Source organism: Pseudomonas sp. P108 (assembly GCF_032613195.1).
Lineage (GTDB): Bacteria > Pseudomonadota > Gammaproteobacteria > Pseudomonadales > Pseudomonadaceae > Aquipseudomonas.
Map to the genome: position 1 here is coordinate 2,778,771 of NZ_CP126691.1, position 21,142 is coordinate 2,799,912.

The following is a 21,142-nucleotide window of genomic DNA, read 5'->3' on the forward strand; positions in this document are numbered from 1 at the left end:
AGTAGATGGACGTTCGTTGGAGTGTCCGGTCTATGGAATATCATATTATGGTATTCCAAGCTTTGTGCAAGCACTTTGCCTTACCGGTTATCTGGCCGGGCGGTTATTTGATGCGTTCGGCTTGGATGTTTTTTGTGAATGTTAGATCCAGCCCCTCACCCCAGCCCTCTCCCTTCGGGAGAGGGGGCCGATCGGAGGCTGTTCAAAACCTGAGTTCGACTCGGTATCTCAGCTCGGTGTATAGCGACTAAACAACTCGGTAGGCTCCCTCTCCCTCCGGGAGAGGGCTGGGGTGAGGGCAGCTTTATTCAGTGAACGGAATACTCTCGACCACCTCCAGGTCATACCCGGTCAGGCCAGCGTATTTCAGAGGAGGGCCCAGGTGACGCAGCTTGCCAACCCCCAGATTCTGCAGAATCTGCGCCCCAGTCCCGACCTCCGAATAAATCCGCGATTGCGAACGGCTGAACTGCCGCGGCGGCTGGGTCAGTTGCGGCACCCGCTCCAGCAACGCCTGCGACGACTCATGATTGGCCAACACCACAACAACCCCATGTCCCTCAGCCGCAACCCGTTGCAGTGCCGCCCACAGCGTCCAGTTGGTCGGCCCGCTATATTCCGCGCCAACCAGATCCCGCAGCGGATCAATCACATGCACACGCACCAGCGTCGGCTCTTCGCGGCGCAGATCGCCCATGACCATCGCCATGTGCACGCCGCCCTCGATGCGATCCTCAAACGTGATCAAACGGAACGTGCCATGCACCGTCGGCAGCTCGCGTTCGCCAATCCGTTCGATGGTGTGTTCGGTGCTCAGGCGGTAGTGGATCAGATCGGCGATGGTGCCGATCTTGATCCCGTGCTTGCGCGCGAACACTTCCAGATCTGGCCGACGGGCCATGGTGCCGTCGTCGTTCATCACCTCGACGATCACCGAGGCCGGGGTGAAACCGGCGAGACGAGCCAGATCGCAACCCGCTTCTGTGTGACCAGCGCGAGTCAGCACCCCACCTTCCTTGGCCCGCAGCGGGAAGATGTGGCCCGGCTGCACCAGGTCTTCAGCGCGAGCATTCGGCGCGACAGCGGCGGCAACCGTGCAGGCGCGATCAGCCGCCGAAATACCGGTGGTCACGCCAACCGCCGCTTCGATCGACACGGTAAACGCGGTGCTAAACACGCTGCCATTGGCTGGCACCATTTGCTCCAGGCCCAAACGCTGACAATGTTCGTCGGTCAGTGTCAGGCAGATCAGCCCTCGTGCTTCACGGGCCATGAAACTGATCGCTTCCGGCGTGCAACGGTCGGCGGCCAGCAGCAGGTCGCCTTCGTTCTCGCGGTCTTCGTCATCGACCAGCAAGACCATTTTGCCGAGACGATAATCTTCGATGATTTCTTCGATGCTGTTGAAGGCCATGCTGGACTCTCAGGGTTCGTTGGAAATATATTGGTATACCATAATACAAAATCAACAAAGAGGTCACTATGAAGGCGTACTGGATTGCTCATGTGGATATAGCCGATGCCGATCACTACAGCCAATACACCCAGCGCGCGCCGGCAGCCTTCGCCGCGTACGGCGCGAAGTTTCTGGCCAGAGGCGGGCGCAGCGAGGCGATGGAAGGACGCAAGACGCCGCAGCGCAGCGTGGTGATCGAGTTTGAAAGCTATGAAAAAGCCGTGGCGTGCTACCACTCGGCGGCGTATCAGGAAGCGAAAAGTTATCGCGAAGAATGGGCGAGGGCGGAGATCATCATCGTTGAAGGCATCGCCCCAGTTTAAGCAACACCACTAAACCCCTGTATTGATCATTCCCACGCTCCGCGTGGGAATGCAGCCCGGGACGCTCCGCGTCCCTTTCAAAGCCGAACGCGGAGCGTCCGAAGAGGCATTCTCACGCGGAGCGTGGGAACGATCAGACAGAAAGCGAAGCGTTGTCAGCGGATGAAGTGGATCTTGCCGCTGTCGTCATTGCCCATGTAAATCCCGTACACCCCAGCCTGGCGCTCTTCGATATAGCGCTCAAGAATCTGCCGGATCGCCGGGTAATAGATCTGTTCCCACGGAATCTCTTCAGGCGCGAAGAATTTGTAATCCATGGTTTCGGGGCCGTACTGCCCGGTGATCTCCAGTGCGATCGCACGGAAGATGATGTACACCTCGCTGATCTTCGGCACGCTGAAAATCGAGTACGGCGAGACGATTTCCGCGCGTACACCGCTTTCTTCCCAGACTTCGCGGATGGCCGCTTGCTCAGTGGTCTCGCCGCTTTCCATGAAACCGGCCGGCAGCGTCCAGGTGCCCGGGCGCGGTGGGATCGCGCGTTGGCACAACAGGTATTTGCCGTCCTGCTCGATGATGCAGCCGGCGATGATCTTCGGATTGACGTAGTGGATGTAGCCGCAGCCGCGACACATCAGGCGCTCGTGCGTATCGCCCGCCGGTATCTGCTGACCGAGGTCAGGGCCACCGCATTTCGGGCAATAGCTCGGGCTGAACATATCAGTGACCTATACGGGGTTCTTTCAAGGCGATCGGCAGGGTGATTGGCGGGGTAGCCCCGGTCTCTTCCTGTTTGCGCTTGAGATAGTCGAGCGCCACGGCAGCAGCGGCGCGAACGTGATCAACACAGGCCTGATGCGCCGCCAGCGGATCGCCGCTTTTGATCGCCTCGACCATTTTTTCCATTTCGTGGTTACTCGCGCCACGACGGTTTTCCTGGGAAACCGAGGTCGCGCGCAGGTAGCTGATGCGCGCCTGCAACTGACGCAACTGAGTCGCCGCGACATGGTTGCCCGAGCCTTCGAGCAGCACATCGTAGAAGCCCTGCACCGAGTCGATCACCTGCTGCAATTCGCCGTCCTTCAACGCCTTGCGGTTGTCGTCGAGGGCCTTTTCCAGGGCTTTGATGTCCTTGGCCTTGGCGCGCAGGGTGAACAGCTGGACGATGAGACCTTCCAGTACACAACGCAATTCGTAGATATCGACGGCATCGGCGAGGGTGATGATCGCTACGCGCGGGCCTTTGGCATCGGCGAACTCGACCAGGCCTTCGGATTCCAGGTGACGCAAGGCCTCGCGCACGGAGGTGCGGCTGACGCCAAGGCGATCACACAGATCGCGCTCGACCAGACGATCGCCGGGCATGAGCTGGAAATTCATGATCGCGCTACGCAGTTTATCCAGCACGATTTCGCGCAGGGTAACGGGGTTGCGATTGACCTTGAAGCTGTCGTCGAGTGGCTGGCGTTTCATGGGGTCCGCTCTTTAAGTTGGCTGTCCATGCCAGACGGGCATCTAAACAGCCGAGGGGTTGACTGAGGCTTCGGCGTCGGTTTCGGCAAAGGCTTCACGGGCCAGCCGGAAACTGTCCACGGCTGCCGGAACGCCGCAATAAATGCCGACCTGAAGCAGAATTTCGCGTATTTGCTCACGACTCAGGCCGTTACGCAAGGCGCCGCGCACATGCAGCTTGAGTTCATGCGGACGGTTGAGCGCCGAGATCATCGCCAGGTTGATCATGCTGCGCTCTTTGAGCGACAACCCCTCGCGCCCCCAGACATGGCCCCAGCAGTATTCGGTGACCATTTCCTGGAGTGGGCGGGTGAAGTCGTCGGCGTTGTCGATTGAACGCTGCACATAGGCTTCGCCGAGCACCTGAGTGCGGATCTTCAGGCCTTTCTCATACTTCTCATTACTCATAAATCCTCCAGTCACCACAAATCCCTTGTAGGAGTGAGCCTGCTCGCGATAGCGGACTGACATTCAACATGGATGTCGACTGATCCACCGCTATCGCGAGCAGGCTCACTCCTACAGGGTTTTGTGTGAATCCGTCAGGCCAGGGTCGGCAGGGGGCCGAGCTTGCCTTTGTGGTAGATCATCGGCGTCACCGGTTGCGCCGGCAGGATCAGGTTCTTCACCGCGCCAACGATGATCGCGTGATCGCCACCATCGTATTCCCGCCACAACTCGCACTCGATGATCGCCGTGGCCTTGGCCAGAATCGGGTTACCCAATTCGCTTAAATGCCACTCGATGTCTTTGGCCTTGTCCTTGCCTTTACCGGCAAACGCATAGGCCTCAGCCGTCTGGTCAGCGGACAGCAAATGGATCGCGAATTTCTTGCTGTCACGCAACACCGGGTAGGTGTCGGAAGCATAGTTGGGGCAGAACAGCACCAGCGCCGGGTCAATCGACAGCGCACTGAAGGCGCTGGCGGTGATGCCGACGATCCCGCCTTCGGGGTCAACGGTGGTGACCACCGTGACGCCGGACGGGAACGAGCTCATGACGTCTTTGTAAATGCCGGGTTCGATCATTTCGCAGGACTCCTAGCGCATCACAAACGGATCAGGCATTGGCGCCTGAGACAGGTTGATCCACACCGTTTTCAGTTCGGTGTAGGCCAGCACCGAATCGATGCCGCTTTCGCGTCCATAGCCACTGTTCTTGAAACCGCCGATCGGCGCCATCGCTGACACCGCGCGGTAAGTGTTGACCCAGATGATCCCGGAGCGAACATCGCGAGCGAGGCGGTGAGCACGACCCAGGTCGCGGGTCCAGATGCCCGCCGCAAGGCCGAATTGCGAGTCGTTGGCGATGGCCAGCGCCTCGGCCTCATCTTTGAAGCGAATCACCGACGCCACCGGGCCGAAGACTTCTTCCTGCATGATCTTCATCGAATTGCGGTCGCATTCGAACAGCGTCGGCTCGTAGAACCAGCCTTCGCCGAGACCGGTTGGGCGTTTGCCGCCGGTACGCAAACGCGCGCCTTCAGCGATGGCATCAGCGACCAGACCTTCGACCACCGACAGTTGCTGCGCGGTGGCCATCGGGCCCATTTCACTGTTGTCTTCCTGCGGATTACCGATGCGAATGCGCTGGGCGCGTTCGACCAGTCGATTGACGAACTCGTCGTAGATTTCGTCCTGCACCAACAGCCGTGAACCCGACACGCAACTCTGCCCGGACGCGGCATAGATCCCGGCGATCGCGCCGTTGATCGCGCTGTCCAGATCGGCGTCGGCGAAGATGATGTTCGGCGACTTGCCGCCCAGTTCCAGCGACAACTTGGCGAAGTTCTCGGCGCTGCTGCGCACCACATGCCGCGCCGTGGCCGCGCCGCCAGTGAAGGCGATTTTGCGGATCAGCGGATGGCGGGTGAGGGCGGCGCCGGTGCTCGGGCCGTAACCGGTGACAACGTTGACCACGCCCGGCGGAATCCCCGCTTCGAGGGCCAGACGCGCCAGCTCAAGAATGGTCGCCGAAGCGTGCTCGGACGGCTTGATCACAATCGTGTTGCCAGCGGCGAGCGCCGGGGCGAGTTTGATTGCGGTCAGATAGAGCGGGCTGTTCCACGGAATGATCGCCGCGACTACGCCCATCGCTTCGTGCACGGTGTAGGCAAACAGGTCGGGCTTATCCAGCGGCAGCGTGCCGCCTTCAAGCTTGTCGGCAAGGCCGGCGGTGTAGTGGAAGAACTCCGGCAGATAGCTGACTTGCCCACGGGTTTCGCGGATCAGTTTGCCGTTGTCGCGGCTTTCCAGCTGCGCCAGTTGTTCCTTGTTTTCCGCGATCAAGTCACCGAGACGACGCAGCAATTTGCCGCGTGCAGTGGCAGTCAGACCACGCCACGCCGGGCTGTCGAAAGCAGTCTGTGCCGATTGCACAGCGCGTTCGACATCCGCCTCATCAGCGTCGGGCAGTTCGGCCCAGGCTTGCGCCGTGGCCGGGTTGAGGCTTTCGAAGGTTTTCCCGGAGAGGGCGTCGACCCATTCTCCGCCGATGCACATCTGGAAGCGTGCGAGTGTCATGCAACGATCCCCTTTATATGGTTTTGTCGGGAGTGTGCGAATTGGAGAAATTCCAGCAGCGTCTGATTGACCAGACGCGGCGACTCTACGGGCATCATATGCCGTTGCTCGGGCAGCACAGCAACCTTCGCACCGGGGATGCGCCGGGCCAGTTGCTCGGCCATTTCCGGGGTCGAACCCGGATCGAGTTCGCCAGTGGCGATCAGCGTCGGCGCCTGAATGCTGCCCAGGTCGTCGGTGCGGTACATGTCTTGGGTGGCGAACAATTCATAAGTGGTCAGGTAACCCTGCGGATCATTATTGGCTAGGGTCTGGCGCAATGCGGCGATCTGCGCCGGATTGGCCGCCTGATATTCGCGACTGAACCAGCGTGACAACGCCGCTTCGGCATTGGCGTCCGGGCCATGTTCGGCGGCTTGCGCGGTGCGCGCGATGACGCCGGCACGCTGTTCTTCACTGCGGTTGAACACGCTGTTCAACACCACCAGGCTTTGCAGGCGCTCCGGGTAATGCAGGGCAAAGGCCCGCGCGACCAGACCGCCCATGGAGAAACCGATCACCGCTGCCTGCGGCAGATTGAGGTGATCGAGCAACTCCAGCAACTGATCGGCGTAGCCGAGCAGGGCGGTGCCGCTGGCCGGTCGCGGGCTGGCGCCATGACCGAGCATGTCGTAGGCGATCACCCGGTACTGGCTGGACAGGCCGACAATCTGCCCGCCCCACATTTCTTTGTTCAGGCCCACGCCGTGGATCAAAACCACGGGCTGGCCTTGGCCGGTCGCCAGGTAACTGGTGCCAGCCGGGGTGAGTTCAGCGGTGAGCCGAATCATGGAGCGCTCCTGCAGTGCCTTTTTATTGTGATTACTGGGCTTTTTCGGCGGCCAGTTCTTCCAGATCGATGTAGCGGTTGCCGATGCGCGGGTGCAGGCGACCACCGTCGGCGCAACCCAGCACCACAACGATTTCGTCGGCACGCGGCGCGTCTTCGATCTGCATTTCCAGAGTGATGTAGTGCGAACGCTGGCCTTCGTCGTCCTTGTGCATCATCGGGATCTGAATCGAGGTGCCCGGACCGCCGCGCTTGTTGGTGAAGCTCAGGTAGCTCTTGGCGTTGACGGCTTCGCGGTAGTGGTTGCCGAAACGCAGGGTGTGGATCACGGCGGAGGCGTGTTCGATCTCGCCATCGGCACCGACCACGGCGGCTTTGCCGTAGGCCTCGATTTTTTCCGCACCGCCGATGATGCCGACCAGACGCTCGACCATCAGTGCGCCGAGGTCAGAGCAATTGGCGCGGATCTGCGGCTTGAGGTCTTCAATGAAACCGTTGCCCACCCATGGGTTTTTCATCACCACGGCGAGGCCGACCATGGTCACTGGCTTGTCAGTGGCTTTGCCGCCTTCGATAAAGGTTTCTTCGACATAGCTGACGATCTTGCGAATTTCGAAACTCATGAGCTGCTCCGTAGGGGGATTGAGAGTGTCTGTGCGTCTGATGGTATACCATAATACCAATCGTGCAAGTCCCCCGCGCAAGAATTGCGTCATACATCCGGCGAATGGCGCCGCATTCACTGACAACCACAAATACCAAGACCACCCCTAACCCCTGTGGGAGCGAGCCTGCTCGCGAAAGCGGTGGGTCAGCCAATAAACTGGGTGACTGGTGCACCGCATTCGCGAGCAGGCTCGCTCCCACAATGGAAATCAGCGTCGGTAGAGGGCCGCTTTCGGTTAACAAAAGATAACGTGGCGCCGATTGTCAGACGTTTCGAAAGCCCGATAGGATGAGCCAGCTTCCGAAGTGGCTCTGGATTGCGGGTTTCAGGACTATGCTCCTGAGCAGCCATCAGCGGAGCACACTTGCGGCGCCCTTGAAGGTCAGATGGCCTAACAATAATAAATAGGGGAAGGTCTATGAGTCGTTGCCGCCCGCCGGCGTTACGCAACACCGCGTTGCTGGCCACAGCACTCTCTCTGCTGGGCTTTGCCACGTTGTCGGCACCCGTGATTGCCGCCGAGGCCCCGGCCGATGTGGTCTATGCCACCGAATCCGCCAAAGCCGCGAAAAGCCTGATTCTCGACGTCGTCCACGCCGGTGCGCGACTGGTCGCGGTCGGCGATCGCGGGCACATCCTTTATTCCGATGACCAGGGCAAAACCTGGAAACAGGCCAAGGTGCCGAGCCGGCAGCTGCTGACGGCTGTGTATTTTGTCGACGACAAGCACGGCTGGGCGGTCGGTCACGACGCACAAATCCTCGCCAGCGCAGACGGCGGTCTGACCTGGACCAAACAATTCGAAGACCTCAAACGTGAATCGCCGCTGCTCGACGTCTGGTTCAAGGACGTCAACAGCGGCCTCGCCGTGGGCGCGTACGGCGCGTTGATGGAAACCACCGACGGCGGTAAAAACTGGCAAGACGTCAGCGACCGCCTCGACAACGAAGATCAATTCCACCTCAACGCCATCGCGGCGGTGAAGGATGCCGGGCTGTTCATCGTCGGCGAGTCGGGCAGCATGTTTCGCTCCGCCGACGACGGCCAGACCTGGGAAAAACTCGAAGGCCCGTACGAAGGTTCGCTGTTCGGCGTGATCGGCACGGCGCAGCCGCAGACCCTGCTGGCGTACGGCTTGCGCGGCAATCTTTATCGCTCCACGGATTTCGGCAGCACCTGGGAGCAGGTCGAACTGAAAGCTGCACGTGGGGCGCTGGAGTTCGGCCTGTCAGGTGCGACCCTTCTTGAAGACGGCTCGATCGTGATCGTCGGTAACGGCGGCTCGGTGATCAGCAGCAGCGACAACGGCGAGACCTTCAGTGTGTTCAACCGTCCGGACCGCATTTCGCTGTCATCGGTCACTGCTGCCGGCGACGGCAACCTGATTCTGAGCGGGCAGGGCGGCGTTCACACCACACTGCCTAACGGTGCCGAGATCAATAACAAGAAGGCGGGGCTATGACTTCCTTGATCACTCCTCAGCAGGACAAGGCGACGTTTCTTGAACGCCTGATCTTCAACAACCGCCCGGCAGTGATCCTGATCTGTCTGGTGGTGAGCATTTTCCTGTTCTGGCAGGCCACGCTGATCCGGCCGTCGACCAGTTTCGAAAAAATGATCCCGCTCCAGCATCCGTTCATCGAGAAGATGATGGAGCACCGCAATGATCTGGCGAACCTCGGTAACACCGTGCGTATTTCGGTGGAAGCCAAGGACGGCGACATCTTCTCCAAGGAGTACATGGAGACCCTGCGGCAGATCAACGACGAGGTGTTCTACATCTCCGGCGTCGACCGCTCCGGCCTGAAGTCGCTGTGGAGTCCGAGCGTACGCTGGACCGAAGTGACCGAAGAGGGTTTTGCCGGCGGTGAAGTGATCCCGCAGAGCTACAACGGCTCGCAGGACAGCCTCGATCTGCTGCGCAACAACGTGCTCAAATCCGGCCAGGTCGGGCGTCTGGTGGCCAACGACTTCAAGTCGAGCATCGTCGACATTCCGCTGCTGGAGTCCTACCCGGACCCGGAAGACCAGGGCAAGTTGCTCGCGCTGGACTACCGCAAGTTCTCCCATGAGCTTGAAGACAAGATCCGCAACAAGTTCGAAGCGCAGAATCCCAACGTCAAAATCCACATCGTCGGTTTCGCCAAGAAGGTCGGTGACCTGATCGACGGTCTGGTGATGGTGGTGCTGTTCTTCGGCATCGCCTTCGTCATCACCCTGATCCTGCTGCTGTGGTTCACCAACTGCGTGCGCAGCACCATCGCCGTATTGAGTACGACGCTGGTGGCGGTGGTCTGGCAGCTCGGCTTGATGCACTTCTTCGGTTTCGGACTCGATCCGTATTCGATGCTGGTGCCGTTCCTGATCTTCGCCATCGGTATTTCCCACGGCGTGCAGAAGATCAACGGCATCGCCCTGCAATCCAGCGAGGCCGACAACGCCCTGACCGCAGCGCGGCGTACCTTCCGGCAACTGTTCCTGCCGGGGATGATCGCGATTCTGGCGGATGCGGTGGGTTTCATCACGCTGCTGATCATCGACATCGGCGTGATCCGTGAATTGGCCATTGGCGCGTCGATCGGCGTGGCAGTGATCGTGTTCACCAACCTGATTCTGCTGCCGGTGGCGATTTCCTATGTCGGCATCAGCAAGCGCGCGATTGCCCGGAGCAAGAAGGACGCCAACCGCGAGCATCCGTTCTGGCGCCTGCTGTCGAACTTCGCCAACCCGAAAGTCGCCCGCATCTCGGTGCTGCTGGCATTGATCGCCTTCGGTGGCGGCCTCTGGTACAGCCAGAACCTGAAAATCGGTGACCTCGACCAGGGCGCACCGGAACTGCGTCCGGACTCGCGCTACAACAAGGACAACAACTTCATCATCAACAACTACTCGACCAGTTCCGATGTGCTGGTGGTGATGGTCAAGACCAAGTCGGAAGGCTGCTCACGCTATGAAGCCATGGCGCCGATCGACGAGTTGATGTGGAAGATGCAGAACACCGAGGGCGTGCAGTCGGCGATCTCGCTGGTGACCGTGTCCAAGCAGATGATCAAGGGCATGAACGAGGGCAACCTGAAATGGGAAACCCTGTCGCGCAACCCGGACGTGCTGAACAACTCGATTGCCCGCGCCGACGGTCTGTACAACAACAGTTGCTCGCTGGCGCCGGTGCTGGTGTTCCTCAACGATCACAAGGCTGAAACCCTTGATCGTGCGGTGCACGCGGTGCAGGAATTCGCCAAGGACAACAACAAGGACGGCCTGGAATTCATCCTCGCGGCCGGTAACGCCGGGATCGAAGCGGCTACCAACGAAGTCATCAAACAGGCTGAGCTGACCATCCTGATTCTGGTGTACATCTGCGTGGCGGTGATGTGCATGATCACCTTCCGTTCGTGGGCGGCGACCTTGTGCATCGTCCTGCCGCTGGTGCTGACCTCGGTACTCGGCAACGCGCTGATGGCGTTCATGGGCATCGGCGTGAAGGTTGCGACCTTGCCGGTGGTGGCGTTGGGTGTGGGGATTGGTGTCGACTACGGCATCTACATCTACAGCCGTCTGGAAAGTTTCCTGCGTGCCGGGTTGCCGTTGCAGGAGGCCTATTACCAGACGCTGAAATCCACCGGTAAAGCGGTGCTGTTCACCGGCCTGTGCCTGGCAATTGGTGTGTGCACCTGGATCTTCTCGGCGATCAAGTTCCAGGCCGACATGGGCCTGATGCTGACCTTCATGCTGCTGTGGAACATGTTCGGTGCGCTGTGGCTGCTGCCGGCACTGGCGAAGTTCCTGATCAAGCCGGAGAAACTGGCGGGGCAGAAGGGGAACTCGCTGTTTGCCCACTGATCTGAAGGGCTGAAAAGACAAAGCCGCAACCTTAGGGTTGCGGCTTTTTTTGTGTTTTAAGATCAAGAGCCCCTCACCCTAACCCTCTCCCGGAGGGAGAGGGGACTGACCGAGGTGTGCGGCTTGATCCATCGACCTGAGATACCGAGTCGATTATGGATTCACAGCAAATCGTTCAAGTCGGCGTAAATCTCGAATATCCCCCAATCGGTCCCCTCTACCTCTGGGAGAGGGCTAGGGTGAGGGCAGAGGATCTCAAGCGTTAAGTGAGTTCAGCGCCAAGCACAACACTCAACGCACTACGCGCATCATCCAGCTGCACCAACGTCGCATGCCGAGCACCCAGCGCATCACGATTCTCAATGGCGGTCAAAATCGCCTTATGCCGAGGCAACGCCAATTCATGCAGATTCGGCCGCTGATTCGAATGCTTCAACGCCTCGGCAATCGCCACCGACAACATGTTGCACAGGTTCGCCAGCAAATCATTGTGCGTCGCATCGGCAATCCGGCTATGGAAATCCAGATCCGGCTGCAACAACGCTTCTGGCGTCGGCGCGGCTTCCATGCGCTGGTAAGCCTCACCGATCCCGGCAATTTCGGCATCGGTGGCATGCTGGGCGGCGAGGGCAGCAGCGGCCGGTTCGATAATGCTGCGCACACTGGTCAGCACATTGAAGAATTCATTCTGCGGGCTGCTTTGCATCAGCCAGTGCAGCACGTCCGGGTCGAGCATGTGCCATTCGCGGCGGGCCTTGACCACCGTGCCGACGCGTGGCTTCGAATACACCAACCCCTTGGCGACCAACACCCGCGTGGCTTCGCGCAACACTGGCCTGCTGACCGCGTACTCCTCGCACAGCAGGGCTTCGGCGGGCAGTTTGTCGTCGGGCTTGAAGCGTCCGGAGACGATCTGCATGCCCAGTTCCTGGACGATGCGCGAGTGCATGCTTTTGCGGTCGGAGGGTTTGCGGTAATCCATGGGGAACGGCGCGATCCTGAGCGATGGAGATGCCGCGCATCATAGCAGGCACGGCACAATCTTGAGGCGGGTAATGATCGTTCCCACGCTCTGCGTGGGAATGCTGCCCGGGACGCTCTGCGTCCCATTTCAGAGCTGGAACGCGGAGCGTCCCTTGAGGCATTCCCACGCGGAGCATGGGAACGATCGGTGGAGAAGGTCAGTGGGAGTGGCGGGGGACTTCCGCGCCTCGGCAACCGACCAGGAAGTCAAAGTCACAACCCTGATCCGCCTGCAGCACATGGTCGATGTACAACTGGCGATAGCCACCCACCAACAACTGCTGCGGCGGCTGCAGATCCGCCATGCGTGCCGCCAGTTCGGCGTCCGGAATGTCCAGGTGCAAGCGTCCGGTGGCGCAGTCCAGCTCGATCCAGTCGCCTTCTTTCACCGTCGCCAAAGGCCCGCCAGCCGCGGCTTCCGGCGCCACGTGCAAAACCACCGTGCCGTACGCCGTGCCGCTCATCCGCGCATCAGAAATCCGCACCATGTCGGTCACGCCCTGCGCCAACAGTTTGGCCGGCAAGCCCATGTTGCCGACTTCAGCCATGCCCGGATAACCCTTCGGCCCGCAGTTCTTCATCACCAGAATCGAATCTTTATCGACATCCAGCTCCGGATCATTGATCCGCGCCTTGTACATATCGAAGTTTTCAAACACCACCGCACGACCGCGATGCTGCATCAGTTCCGGCGTTGCAGCGGACGGCTTCAGCACCGCACCGAGTGGCGCCAGATTGCCGCGCAGCACACAAATCCCGCCGTCGGCGCGAATCGGATTGTCGAGCGTGCGGATCACCTCGTCTTCGCCATAGATCGGCGCGTCCTTGGTGTTCTCGCCGATCGACTTGCCGTTGACGGTCAACGCATTCGGGTTAGGAATCAGATTGGCCTCGCCGAGACGTCGCAGCACCGCTGGCAAACCACCGGCGTAATAGAACTCTTCCATCAGGAAACGCCCCGACGGTTGCAGGTCGACAATGGTCGGCATGCCGCGACCGATACGGGTCCAGTCGTCCAGATCCAGCTCGACGCCAATGCGCCCGGCGATGGCTTTCAAGTGAATCACCGCGTTGGTCGAGCCGCCGATCGCGGCGTTGACCCGGATGGCGTTTTCGAAAGCTTCCTTGGTCAGAATCTTCGACAGTTTCAAATCTTCGCGAACCATCTCCACCGCCCGCATGCCGGACATGTGCGCCAGCACATAACGCCGCGCATCCACGGCCGGAATCGCCGCGTTGTGCGGCAGGGAAGTGCCGAGTGCTTCAGCCATGCAGGCCATCGTCGACGCCGTGCCCATGGTGTTGCAGGTGCCCGCCGAGCGCGACATGCCGCCCTCGGCTGCAAGGAAATCGTCAATCGTGATGGTGCCAGCCTTGACCTGTTCGCTGAGCTGCCAGACCACCGTGCCGGAACCAATGTCCTTGCCCTTGTGCTTGCCGTTCAACATCGGCCCGCCGGTGACAACAATCGCCGGCACGTCGCAACTCGCCGCGCCCATCAGCAGCGCCGGGGTGGTTTTGTCGCAACCGGTCAGCAGCACCACGCCGTCGATCGGGTTGCCGCGAATCGCTTCCTCAACGTCCATGCTCGCCAGGTTACGGGTGAGCATGGCGGTCGGGCGCAGGTTCGATTCGCCGTTGGAGAACACCGGGAATTCCACTGGGAAGCCACCGGCCTCGATCACCCCGCGTTTGACGTGCTCCGCGATCTGGCGGAAGTGCGCGTTGCACGGGGTCAATTCCGACCAGGTATTGCAGATGCCGATGATCGGCTTGCCATGGAACTGGTGGTCGGCGATGCCCTGATTCTTCATCCAGCTGCGGTACATGAAGCCGTTCTTGTCGGCCGTGCCAAACCATTGGGCGGAGCGCAGGGTGGGTTTCTTATCAGACATGATCGATTCTCTTATTGTATGACTATAGTGTTCCAACTACGGCTTAATCTAAGCGCAAAATCCTAGGTTTGGAAGTGTTGTTGGTGAATTAGTATTACTATATAGTCGTTTTCGACGGAGGGATGGCCCTGACGGTTTTCCGTGAGAGGCGTCCCCCGAGGTTCTATAAAAACAACAATCGGAGACCGATCTCATGAGCCAGGAACTGCGGCTGATACGGCGCATTACGCTGAAACTGATTCCCTTCCTGATCCTGCTGTACCTGATCGCCTATGTGGATCGCTCCGCCGTCGGCTTCGCCAAGCTGCACATGGGCGCCGACATTGGCATTGGCGATGCGGCTTACGGCCTCGGCGCCGGGCTGTTCTTCATTGGCTACTTCCTCTTCGAAATTCCCAGCAACCTGATGCTCGAACGCTTCGGCGCACGACGCTGGTTCGCGCGGATCATGATCACCTGGGGCGCCATCACTATCGGCATGGCCTTCGTCCAGGGCCCGCACAGTTTCTACGTGATGCGCTTTCTGCTCGGCGCGGCCGAGGCGGGGTTCTTCCCCGGTGTTCTCTACTACATCACTCAATGGTTCCCGGTGCGCCATCGCGGCAAGATCCTCGGGCTGTTCATCCTCTCGCAACCGATCGCAATGATGATCACCGGCCCGGTGTCTGGTGGTTTGCTTGGCATGGACGGCGTCCTTGGCCTGCATGGCTGGCAGTGGTTGTTCATCGTCATCGGTACTCCGGCGATCCTGCTCACCTGGCCGGTGTTGCGCTGGTTGCCGGATGGTCCGCAGCAAGTGAAGTGGATGGATCAGGCGGAAAAGGACTGGCTGACCGGCGAGCTGAAAAAGGATTTGCAGGAATACGGCCAGACTCGCCACGGCAACCCGCTGCATGCGCTGAAAGACAAACGTGTGTTGTTGCTGGCGCTGTTCTATCTGCCGGTGACGTTGAGCATTTATGGCTTGGGTTTGTGGTTGCCGACATTGATCAAACAGTTCGGTGGCAGCGATCTGGTCACCGGTTTCGTCTCGTCGGTGCCGTACATCTTCGGCATCATCGGATTGCTGATCGTGCCGCGCAGTTCCGATCGCTTGAATGATCGTTACGGCCATCTCGCCGTCCTTTATGTGCTGGGCGCGATTGGCTTGTTCATGAGTGCGTGGCTGTCGTTGCCGGTGGCCCAGTTGGCGGCGCTGTGTCTGGTGGCGTTTGCGCTGTTTTCCTGCACGGCGGTGTTCTGGACCTTGCCGGGACGGTTCTTTGCCGGCGCGAGTGCAGCGGCGGGGATTGCGCTGATCAATTCGGTGGGGAATCTGGGCGGGTACATCGGGCCGTTTGTGATTGGGGCGTTGAAGGAATACACCGGGAATCTTGCGTCTGGCCTGTATTTCCTGTCGGGCGTGATGGTGTTCGGTTTGATCCTGACCGGCGTTGTCTACCGCGTACTTGAGCGCAAACACGTCCTGCCGGTTGACCAATTTGCTGCCAGCGCCCGTGGCGCCACCCGCACCTGAATTTTTAAAGCAACGCAAATCCCTTGTGGGAGCGAGCCTGCTCGCGAAGAGGCCGGCACATTCAACATTTGAGGTGACTGACACACCGCTTTCGCGAGCAGGCTCGCTCCCACAGGGGATAGCGGTGTTTTTGAGAGAATAGGAGAAGAACATGCATCTGGTTCAATTCGAATTAAGCAACCGCGAACGCCGCGTCGGCGTGGTCGACAACGGTCTGGTGCGCGAAGTCCAGGACGCCCGCAGCGTGCGCGATCTGGCACTGGCCGCCATCGAAGCCGGCAACACCCTTGAGCAGCAAGTGCAAACCCTCGGACTCGGCATCAGCCACGACTACGCCGAGTTGCTGTCCCAGTTGCGCATCCTGCCGCCACTCGACCACCCGGACCCGGCGCACATGCTGATCAGCGGCACCGGCCTGACGCATCTGGGCAGCGCCTCGGCGCGGGACAAAATGCACCAGCAGGCCGGCGATGAAGCGACGATGACCGACACCATGCGCATCTTCAAATGGGGCGTGGAGGGCGGCAAACCGGCGGCGGGGCAGGCTGGCGTACAACCTGAATGGTTTTACAAAGGCGACGGCAGCATCGTCGTCCGCCCGGGCCAACCCTTCCCGGTACCGCCATTTGCCGAAGACGCCGGTGAAGAGCCGGAAATGGCCGGCCTGTACATCATCGGCAACGACGGCAAGCCTTATCGCCTGGGTTTTGCGGTCGGCAACGAGTTCTCCGATCACATCATGGAGCGCAAGAATTACCTGTACCTCGCGCACTCGAAATTGCGCAGTTGCAGTTACGGCCCGGAACTTCGCACCGGTGAACTGCCTCAACATCTGGCAGGCACCAGTCGCATTCTGCGTGACGGCGAAGTGCTCTGGCAGAACGAATTTCTCAGCGGTGAAGCGAACATGTGCCACAGCCTCGCCAACCTCGAATACCACCACTTCAAGTACAGCCAGTTCCTGCGTCCCGGCGACGTGCACATTCATTTCTTCGGCACTGCGACCCTGTCGTTCGCCGATGGCATCCGCACCCAGCCGGGCGACGTCTTCGAAATCAGCCAGGCCGAATTCGGCGCGCCGCTGGTCAATGGCATCGTTCCGGTTCCAGCGGCTTTTGTACCGGACAGCATCGGCACCCTTTAAGGAGATCCCATGACTCAGATTCTCGGTCACAACTACATCGGCGGTCAGCGCAGCGCCGCTGGCAACGTCAAACTGCAATCGGTCGACGCCACGACGGGCGAACAGCTGCCGCACGATTTCATCCAGGCCACGGCTGAAGAAGTCGACGCCGCCGCTAAAGCCGCCGCTGCCGCGTATCCGGCATACCGCAGCCTCAGCGCCGAACGCCGCGCGCAGTTTCTCGACGCGATCGCCGATGAGCTGGATGCGCTCGGCGATGATTTTGTCGCCGTGGTCTGCCGCGAAACGGCGTTGCCGGCCGGACGCATTCAAGGCGAGCGCGGTCGCACCAGCGGGCAGATGCGTCTGTTCGCCAAAGTGCTGCGTCGCGGTGATTTCTACGGTGCGCGGATTGATCTGCCACTGCCGGATCGCCAACCGCTGCCACGTCCGGATCTACGCCAATACCGCATTGGTCTCGGCCCCGTCGCCGTGTTTGGCGCAAGCAACTTTCCACTGGCATTTTCCACGGCGGGCGGCGACACCGCTTCGGCACTCGCCGCCGGTTGTCCGGTGGTGTTCAAGGCTCACAGCGGTCACATGGCCACGGCTGAGCTGGTCGCTGACGCGGTGATTCGCGCCGCCGAAAAAACCGCCATGCCCGCCGGTGTGTTCAACATGATCTACGGTGGCGGCGTCGGCGAATGGCTGGTCAAGCATCCGGCGATCCAGGCAGTGGGTTTCACCGGTTCGCTCAAGGGCGGTCGTGCGCTGTGCGACATGGCCGCTGCACGCCCGCAACCGATTCCGGTGTTTGCCGAGATGTCGAGCATCAACCCGGTGATCATCCTGCCGCAGGCCCTTGCCGAGCGTTCGGAAACGGTCGCCCGCGACCTGACTGCTTCGGTGGTGCAGGGCTGCGGTCAGTTCTGCACCAATCCGGGCCTGGTCATCGGCATCCGCTCGCCAGAGTTCAGCGCGTTCGTGCAGCAGGTTGCGGGTTTGATCGGTGATCAACCGGCGCAAACCATGCTCAACGCCGGCACCCTCGGCAGCTACGGTAAAGGCTTGCAGCAACTGCTGGCGCATCCCGGCATTGAGCATCTGGCCGGCAATCCACAGCAGGGCAATCAAGCGCAGCCGCAGTTGTTCAAGGCCGATGCCAGCCTGTTGATCGATGGCGATGAAGTGCTGCAGGAAGAAGTGTTCGGCCCGACCACGGTGATTGTCGAAGTGGCAGACAAATCGCAACTCAGCGCTGCACTTCACGGCCTGCACGGGCAACTGACGGCGACCATCATTGGCGAGCAGGCGGACTTCGAACGCTTCCCTGAGCTGACGCCGTTGCTGGAACAGAAGGTCGGGCGGATCCTGCTCAACGGTTATCCGACCGGTGTCGAGGTGTGTGATTCGATGGTGCACGGCGGGCCGTATCCGGCGACATCCGACGCACGCGGCACCTCCGTCGGTACGCTGGCCATCGACCGCTTTCTGCGCCCGGTGTGCTTCCAGAACTACCCGGACAGCTTGCTGCCCGAGCCGCTGAAAAACGCCAACCCGCTGCGCATCCAGCGCCTGGTTGACGGCAAGTCCTCACGCGACGCGCTGTAACTGCCAGGCAATATCCCTGTGGGAGCGAGCCTGCTCGCGAATGCATTCTTTCAGTCAGCCTTTCATGGCCTGACACACCGCATTCGCGAGCAGGCTCGCTCCCACAAGGGTTCCCATAAGGCCTCTGGATCACATTGAGCTATCATTGGCCCTTTCCCCCCTAGAAAGACTGTTTGCCATGACTGCCCAAACCCTTCTCGACGTCCTCGAACAATCCGATATGGTCGAAATCGACGGCTTGCACGCCTTCGAATTTTTCCTCGATGAAGACGACAACCTGCACATCGAATGCATCGACGGCCGAGCGGCCAAGCATTGGGAATTCACCCCGGTTCAGGTTGCCGCTGCAACTTTCGACGACTCTTTGCAGAGCTGGTTGATCGTCGGTTATTTCAATGAAACCAAAGCGATCGGCGAACACCGCTTGGTTTGTCATGGCGACGTAGTCAGCAGCAGCGATGACGAGGATGACAATCAATGAAAATGCGTAAATTCTGGCCGCTGCTGATGGCCGGCAGCGTCGGTGCCATGGGGCTTTCCAGCGCATCCGCCGAGAACTTCCAGTTGCTGGTCGGTTCCTACACCGCCAACACCAGCCAGGGCCTCTATCGAATGAACTTCGACAGTGCCACCGGCCAGATCGCCGCCAAACCGCTACAGGTGGTCAAGAGCGAAAACCCGTCATGGCTGACCCTGTCCAAAGACCAGCGCAGGCTGTTCGTGGTCAATGAAAACGGCCCGGGCCAGAAAGACCCGGTCGGCCGTGTCAGCAGCTATTCGATCGATCCGAAAACCCACGCCCTGACCCTGATCAATCAAGTGCAGAGCCTGGGCAACGAGCCGACCCATTCGAGCCTCAGTGGTGATGCTAGCCACTTGTTCGTCAGCAACTATTCGGTGATGGAAGATCCGGGTGGAACGCTGGCGGTATTGCCGGTCGGTGCCGACGGCAAACTCAAACCCGTCGTGCAGATGAGCGCGCACCCGGCGAGCCGGATCAATCTTGAGCGCCAGGCCTCCAACCACGTGCACTCGACGGTTTCTTCGCCTGACGGCCGCTACGTGTTCTCCAACGATCTGGGCGCGGACAAAGTCTTCGTTTACCTGTTCGATCCGAAGGCCAACCCGGACTTGCCGCTGACGCCGGCGATGACCGCCGCAGTGCCCTTGCCGGCCGGCAGCGGCCCGCGTCATCTGCTGTTCAGCGCTGACGGCAAACACGCCTGGCTGACCATGGAAATGAGCGCGCAGGTCGCGGTGTTCGATTACCACGATGGCGTGCTGACCCAGACGCAACTGGTCGATCTGGCCGCCGGTCAGCCAACCTCGGACAAGGCCGGCGCCGCGCTGCATGCCTCGGCCGATGGCAAGTTCCTCTACGTCAGCAACCGCGGTACCGCCAATCAATTGGTGGTGTTCGCGATCGATCCGGCCACCGGCCAGCTCAAAGAGCTGCAAAAGCGTTCGGTGGACGGTGATCACCCGCGCGAGTTCAGCCTCGATCCAAGTGGCAAATTCCTGCTGATTGCCAACCAGAAGAGCAACGAAATTGTCGTCGTCGAGCGCGATGGCAAGACCGGTCTGCTCGGCAAAACCGTGCAGAAACTGCCGATGGACGCGCCCAGCGACCTCAAGTTCATAGTGCGACAATAAGCCACAGGCCCCGGTTTACGGGGCCTGTCTCTTTGTATTAATCGCGCTGATATCCGGTAATGCTACAAAGCATTTCAAGCGATCAACCCTCGAGCGTTAAGTTTGCTTCACGGCCCAACCGGGCAAACCAGCTAACTGAACACGAGGGTTACCGCCATGAACTTCAATCTCTTCTCCGTGATTGCCGCTTCCGCCATCTCTGCCACCGTTGTGCTGCCAGCCAGTGCCAACGTTGAAATCAACAGCAAAAAATCCCACACCCAGAGCTACACCCAGAAATACCTGCAACAGAGCGCCAACTTCTACGCCGCCCTGGATCACAAAGCCCAACACTGAAATGCCCGTTCTGCACAACTCCCTGTAGGAGCTGCCGAAGGCTGCAGTCTTGATCTTGCCCTTGGGATCGTTCCCACGCTCCGCGTGGGAACGCAGACCGTGACGCTCCGCGTCACTGGACGCAGAGCGTCCCGAGAGGCATTCCCACGCTGAGCATGGGAACGATCAGATCGCAGCCTTCGGCAGCTCCTGCACGTGTGTTTTTCGCAGCACGATAGTTTTGTTCAAACACGCAAATAGACTGGCTAAATAATCAACGAAGCTGATGTTTACTATGGCAAACCCTGAGTGGTTAGCGCGGCTTTTTTGATTGATTCTGTGGACATCGAAACATGCCCACGGGAGAACACCATGGCCAGCACAATCATTCATTCAGCCAAACGCGGCGCCTACCTGGTCATCGGTCTGTACCTGGCCGTGGTGCTGGTCGTCAGCATCGCCTCGCAGATGGAACACAGCTTTGACGCACCGATTCAAGTCGACCACCCCGGCATCCAGTTCGAAGTCCGCTCGCAAAGCGTGATGGTCCACCGGGCCGAACTCGCAGGAGTCGGCGGAGCATGAAAGGCTACAGACTTTGGGTAGTCGCCGGTTTGGCGTTTTTCACCAACGGCGCTTCATTATTGGGTATCGGTCAAGGCTCGGTGGGCGCACTGGCCCGGGCCATAGAGGCCAATCACAACATTGCGCACAATATCGAACGGGCGAACACGCTGGGGCTGATGGCCGGCAATCCACCGGTAAAGGCTTCGGCCGATTTTCTCGGGCCATTCGAAGTGGATTGCATGGCGCTCGGCATGTGCCAAGCGCTGGCCTGACTGATCGTTCCCACG

General features: G+C 60.0%; 21 protein-coding genes. 11 read left to right on the plus strand and 10 right to left on the minus strand.

What is annotated here, in order from left to right; all coding sequences use genetic code 11:
• Window positions 1-304: 304 nt before the first annotated feature.
• Entirely contained in the window at window positions 305-1,414 is a 1,110-nt protein-coding gene (gene ribBA / locus QOM10_RS12290; RefSeq protein ID WP_095050094.1) for a bifunctional 3,4-dihydroxy-2-butanone-4-phosphate synthase/GTP cyclohydrolase II, read from the minus strand.
• A 68-nt stretch (window positions 1,415-1,482) separates the two neighbouring features.
• Between ribBA and QOM10_RS12295 the strand changes: the two genes are divergently transcribed.
• On the plus strand, window positions 1,483-1,779 hold the full coding sequence (locus tag QOM10_RS12295; RefSeq protein WP_127926901.1) for a DUF1330 domain-containing protein: 297 nt from the start codon (window positions 1,483-1,485) through the stop codon (window positions 1,777-1,779).
• Window positions 1,780-1,934: 155 nt separating this feature from the next.
• Here the strand turns inward: QOM10_RS12295 and QOM10_RS12300 are convergent, their stop codons facing one another.
• The 7 genes from QOM10_RS12300 to QOM10_RS12330 all read right to left on the minus strand — a co-directional run bounded on the left by QOM10_RS12300 (window position 1,935) and on the right by QOM10_RS12330 (window position 7,265).
• Window positions 1,935-2,498: an NUDIX hydrolase gene (locus tag QOM10_RS12300; protein WP_160039545.1), complete on the minus strand. Its 564-nt coding sequence runs from the start codon at window positions 2,496-2,498 to the stop codon at window positions 1,935-1,937.
• A 1-nt stretch (window position 2,499) separates the two neighbouring features.
• Complete coding sequence (locus tag QOM10_RS12305; RefSeq protein ID WP_099758791.1) at window positions 2,500-3,252, minus strand: GntR family transcriptional regulator; 753 nt, start codon at window positions 3,250-3,252, stop codon at window positions 2,500-2,502.
• A 42-nt stretch (window positions 3,253-3,294) separates the two neighbouring features.
• The gene (locus QOM10_RS12310) at window positions 3,295-3,699 is read right to left on the minus strand and encodes a carboxymuconolactone decarboxylase family protein (protein ID WP_316918151.1); all 405 of its coding nucleotides are present in this window, start codon (window positions 3,697-3,699) and stop codon (window positions 3,295-3,297) included.
• Window positions 3,700-3,833: 134 nt separating this feature from the next.
• On the minus strand, window positions 3,834-4,319 hold the full coding sequence (locus QOM10_RS12315) for a flavin reductase family protein (protein ID WP_016984497.1): 486 nt from the start codon (window positions 4,317-4,319) through the stop codon (window positions 3,834-3,836).
• Window positions 4,320-4,331: 12 nt separating this feature from the next.
• A complete protein-coding gene (locus QOM10_RS12320) occupies window positions 4,332-5,813 on the minus strand; it encodes an aldehyde dehydrogenase (RefSeq protein WP_316918152.1) in 1,482 nt (493 codons plus the stop codon).
• Window positions 5,810-6,643, minus strand: coding sequence for an alpha/beta fold hydrolase (locus QOM10_RS12325; RefSeq protein ID WP_316918153.1), 834 nt, complete (start codon window positions 6,641-6,643; stop codon window positions 5,810-5,812). The genes QOM10_RS12320 and QOM10_RS12325 overlap by 4 nt, the downstream gene beginning before the upstream one ends.
• A 31-nt stretch (window positions 6,644-6,674) precedes the next feature.
• Window positions 6,675-7,265: an amino acid synthesis family protein gene (locus QOM10_RS12330; RefSeq protein WP_064119855.1), complete on the minus strand. Its 591-nt coding sequence runs from the start codon at window positions 7,263-7,265 to the stop codon at window positions 6,675-6,677.
• Window positions 7,266-7,727: 462 nt separating this feature from the next.
• On the opposite strand from QOM10_RS12330, the gene QOM10_RS12335 reads away from it, so the two are divergent.
• Window positions 7,728-8,771, plus strand: coding sequence for a WD40/YVTN/BNR-like repeat-containing protein (locus tag QOM10_RS12335; RefSeq protein ID WP_127926907.1), 1,044 nt, complete (start codon window positions 7,728-7,730; stop codon window positions 8,769-8,771).
• Window positions 8,768-11,152, plus strand: coding sequence for an efflux RND transporter permease subunit (locus tag QOM10_RS12340; RefSeq protein WP_150751944.1), 2,385 nt, complete (start codon window positions 8,768-8,770; stop codon window positions 11,150-11,152). The genes QOM10_RS12335 and QOM10_RS12340 overlap by 4 nt, the downstream gene beginning before the upstream one ends.
• Window positions 11,153-11,414: 262 nt before the next feature.
• Here QOM10_RS12340 and QOM10_RS12345 read toward each other — a convergent pair whose 3' ends face one another.
• Both QOM10_RS12345 and QOM10_RS12350 read right to left on the minus strand, forming a co-directional pair.
• Complete coding sequence (locus QOM10_RS12345) at window positions 11,415-12,134, minus strand: FadR/GntR family transcriptional regulator (protein ID WP_122600168.1); 720 nt, start codon at window positions 12,132-12,134, stop codon at window positions 11,415-11,417.
• 199 nt (window positions 12,135-12,333) lie between these two features.
• Window positions 12,334-14,070: an IlvD/Edd family dehydratase gene (locus QOM10_RS12350; protein WP_007917984.1), complete on the minus strand. Its 1,737-nt coding sequence runs from the start codon at window positions 14,068-14,070 to the stop codon at window positions 12,334-12,336.
• 193 nt (window positions 14,071-14,263) lie between these two features.
• Here QOM10_RS12350 and QOM10_RS12355 point away from each other — a divergent pair, with 193 nt between their 5' ends.
• The 8 genes from QOM10_RS12355 to QOM10_RS12390 all read left to right on the plus strand — a co-directional run bounded on the left by QOM10_RS12355 (window position 14,264) and on the right by QOM10_RS12390 (window position 21,127).
• The gene (locus tag QOM10_RS12355; RefSeq protein ID WP_127926910.1) at window positions 14,264-15,586 is read left to right on the plus strand and encodes an MFS transporter; all 1,323 of its coding nucleotides are present in this window, start codon (window positions 14,264-14,266) and stop codon (window positions 15,584-15,586) included.
• A 151-nt stretch (window positions 15,587-15,737) separates the two neighbouring features.
• A complete protein-coding gene (gene araD1 / locus QOM10_RS12360; RefSeq protein WP_127926914.1) occupies window positions 15,738-16,730 on the plus strand; it encodes an AraD1 family protein in 993 nt (330 codons plus the stop codon).
• Between the two features lie 9 nt (window positions 16,731-16,739).
• Window positions 16,740-18,320, plus strand: coding sequence for an aldehyde dehydrogenase (NADP(+)) (locus QOM10_RS12365; protein ID WP_316918154.1), 1,581 nt, complete (start codon window positions 16,740-16,742; stop codon window positions 18,318-18,320).
• A gap of 178 nt (window positions 18,321-18,498) precedes the next feature.
• Window positions 18,499-18,801, plus strand: a complete 303-nt coding sequence (locus tag QOM10_RS12370; RefSeq protein ID WP_095050106.1) for a DUF5629 family protein — start codon at window positions 18,499-18,501, stop codon at window positions 18,799-18,801.
• A complete protein-coding gene (locus QOM10_RS12375) occupies window positions 18,798-19,973 on the plus strand; it encodes a lactonase family protein (protein WP_316918155.1) in 1,176 nt (391 codons plus the stop codon). The genes QOM10_RS12370 and QOM10_RS12375 overlap by 4 nt, the downstream gene beginning before the upstream one ends.
• A gap of 156 nt (window positions 19,974-20,129) precedes the next feature.
• On the plus strand, window positions 20,130-20,309 hold the full coding sequence (locus tag QOM10_RS12380) for a hypothetical protein (protein WP_007917967.1): 180 nt from the start codon (window positions 20,130-20,132) through the stop codon (window positions 20,307-20,309).
• 351 nt (window positions 20,310-20,660) lie between these two features.
• Entirely contained in the window at window positions 20,661-20,873 is a 213-nt protein-coding gene (locus QOM10_RS12385) for a hypothetical protein (RefSeq protein ID WP_150730916.1), read from the plus strand.
• A complete protein-coding gene (locus tag QOM10_RS12390; RefSeq protein ID WP_127926921.1) occupies window positions 20,870-21,127 on the plus strand; it encodes a hypothetical protein in 258 nt (85 codons plus the stop codon). Before QOM10_RS12385 ends, QOM10_RS12390 begins: the two co-directional genes overlap by 4 nt.
• Window positions 21,128-21,142 lie beyond the last annotated feature (15 nt).

Bases quoted from the DNA above. Each gene is read 5' to 3' on its own strand.
- ribBA (WP_095050094.1), bottom strand. From the start codon at position 1,414: ATGGCCTTCAACAGCATCGAAGAAATCATCGAAGATTATCGTCTCGGC.
- QOM10_RS12295 (WP_127926901.1), top strand. From the start codon at position 1,483: ATGAAGGCGTACTGGATTGCTCATGTGGATATAGCCGATGCCGATCAC.
- QOM10_RS12300 (WP_160039545.1), bottom strand. From the start codon at position 2,498: ATGTTCAGCCCGAGCTATTGCCCGAAATGCGGTGGCCCTGACCTCGGT.
- QOM10_RS12305 (WP_099758791.1), bottom strand. From the start codon at position 3,252: ATGAAACGCCAGCCACTCGACGACAGCTTCAAGGTCAATCGCAACCCC.
- QOM10_RS12310 (WP_316918151.1), bottom strand. From the start codon at position 3,699: ATGAGTAATGAGAAGTATGAGAAAGGCCTGAAGATCCGCACTCAGGTG.
- QOM10_RS12315 (WP_016984497.1), bottom strand. From the start codon at position 4,319: ATGATCGAACCCGGCATTTACAAAGACGTCATGAGCTCGTTCCCGTCC.
- QOM10_RS12320 (WP_316918152.1), bottom strand. From the start codon at position 5,813: ATGACACTCGCACGCTTCCAGATGTGCATCGGCGGAGAATGGGTCGAC.
- QOM10_RS12325 (WP_316918153.1), bottom strand. From the start codon at position 6,643: ATGATTCGGCTCACCGCTGAACTCACCCCGGCTGGCACCAGTTACCTG.
- QOM10_RS12330 (WP_064119855.1), bottom strand. From the start codon at position 7,265: ATGAGTTTCGAAATTCGCAAGATCGTCAGCTATGTCGAAGAAACCTTT.
- QOM10_RS12335 (WP_127926907.1), top strand. From the start codon at position 7,728: ATGAGTCGTTGCCGCCCGCCGGCGTTACGCAACACCGCGTTGCTGGCC.
- QOM10_RS12340 (WP_150751944.1), top strand. From the start codon at position 8,768: ATGACTTCCTTGATCACTCCTCAGCAGGACAAGGCGACGTTTCTTGAA.
- QOM10_RS12345 (WP_122600168.1), bottom strand. From the start codon at position 12,134: ATGGATTACCGCAAACCCTCCGACCGCAAAAGCATGCACTCGCGCATC.
- QOM10_RS12350 (WP_007917984.1), bottom strand. From the start codon at position 14,070: ATGTCTGATAAGAAACCCACCCTGCGCTCCGCCCAATGGTTTGGCACG.
- QOM10_RS12355 (WP_127926910.1), top strand. From the start codon at position 14,264: ATGAGCCAGGAACTGCGGCTGATACGGCGCATTACGCTGAAACTGATT.
- araD1 (WP_127926914.1), top strand. From the start codon at position 15,738: ATGCATCTGGTTCAATTCGAATTAAGCAACCGCGAACGCCGCGTCGGC.
- QOM10_RS12365 (WP_316918154.1), top strand. From the start codon at position 16,740: ATGACTCAGATTCTCGGTCACAACTACATCGGCGGTCAGCGCAGCGCC.
- QOM10_RS12370 (WP_095050106.1), top strand. From the start codon at position 18,499: ATGACTGCCCAAACCCTTCTCGACGTCCTCGAACAATCCGATATGGTC.
- QOM10_RS12375 (WP_316918155.1), top strand. From the start codon at position 18,798: ATGAAAATGCGTAAATTCTGGCCGCTGCTGATGGCCGGCAGCGTCGGT.
- QOM10_RS12380 (WP_007917967.1), top strand. From the start codon at position 20,130: ATGAACTTCAATCTCTTCTCCGTGATTGCCGCTTCCGCCATCTCTGCC.
- QOM10_RS12385 (WP_150730916.1), top strand. From the start codon at position 20,661: ATGGCCAGCACAATCATTCATTCAGCCAAACGCGGCGCCTACCTGGTC.
- QOM10_RS12390 (WP_127926921.1), top strand. From the start codon at position 20,870: ATGAAAGGCTACAGACTTTGGGTAGTCGCCGGTTTGGCGTTTTTCACC.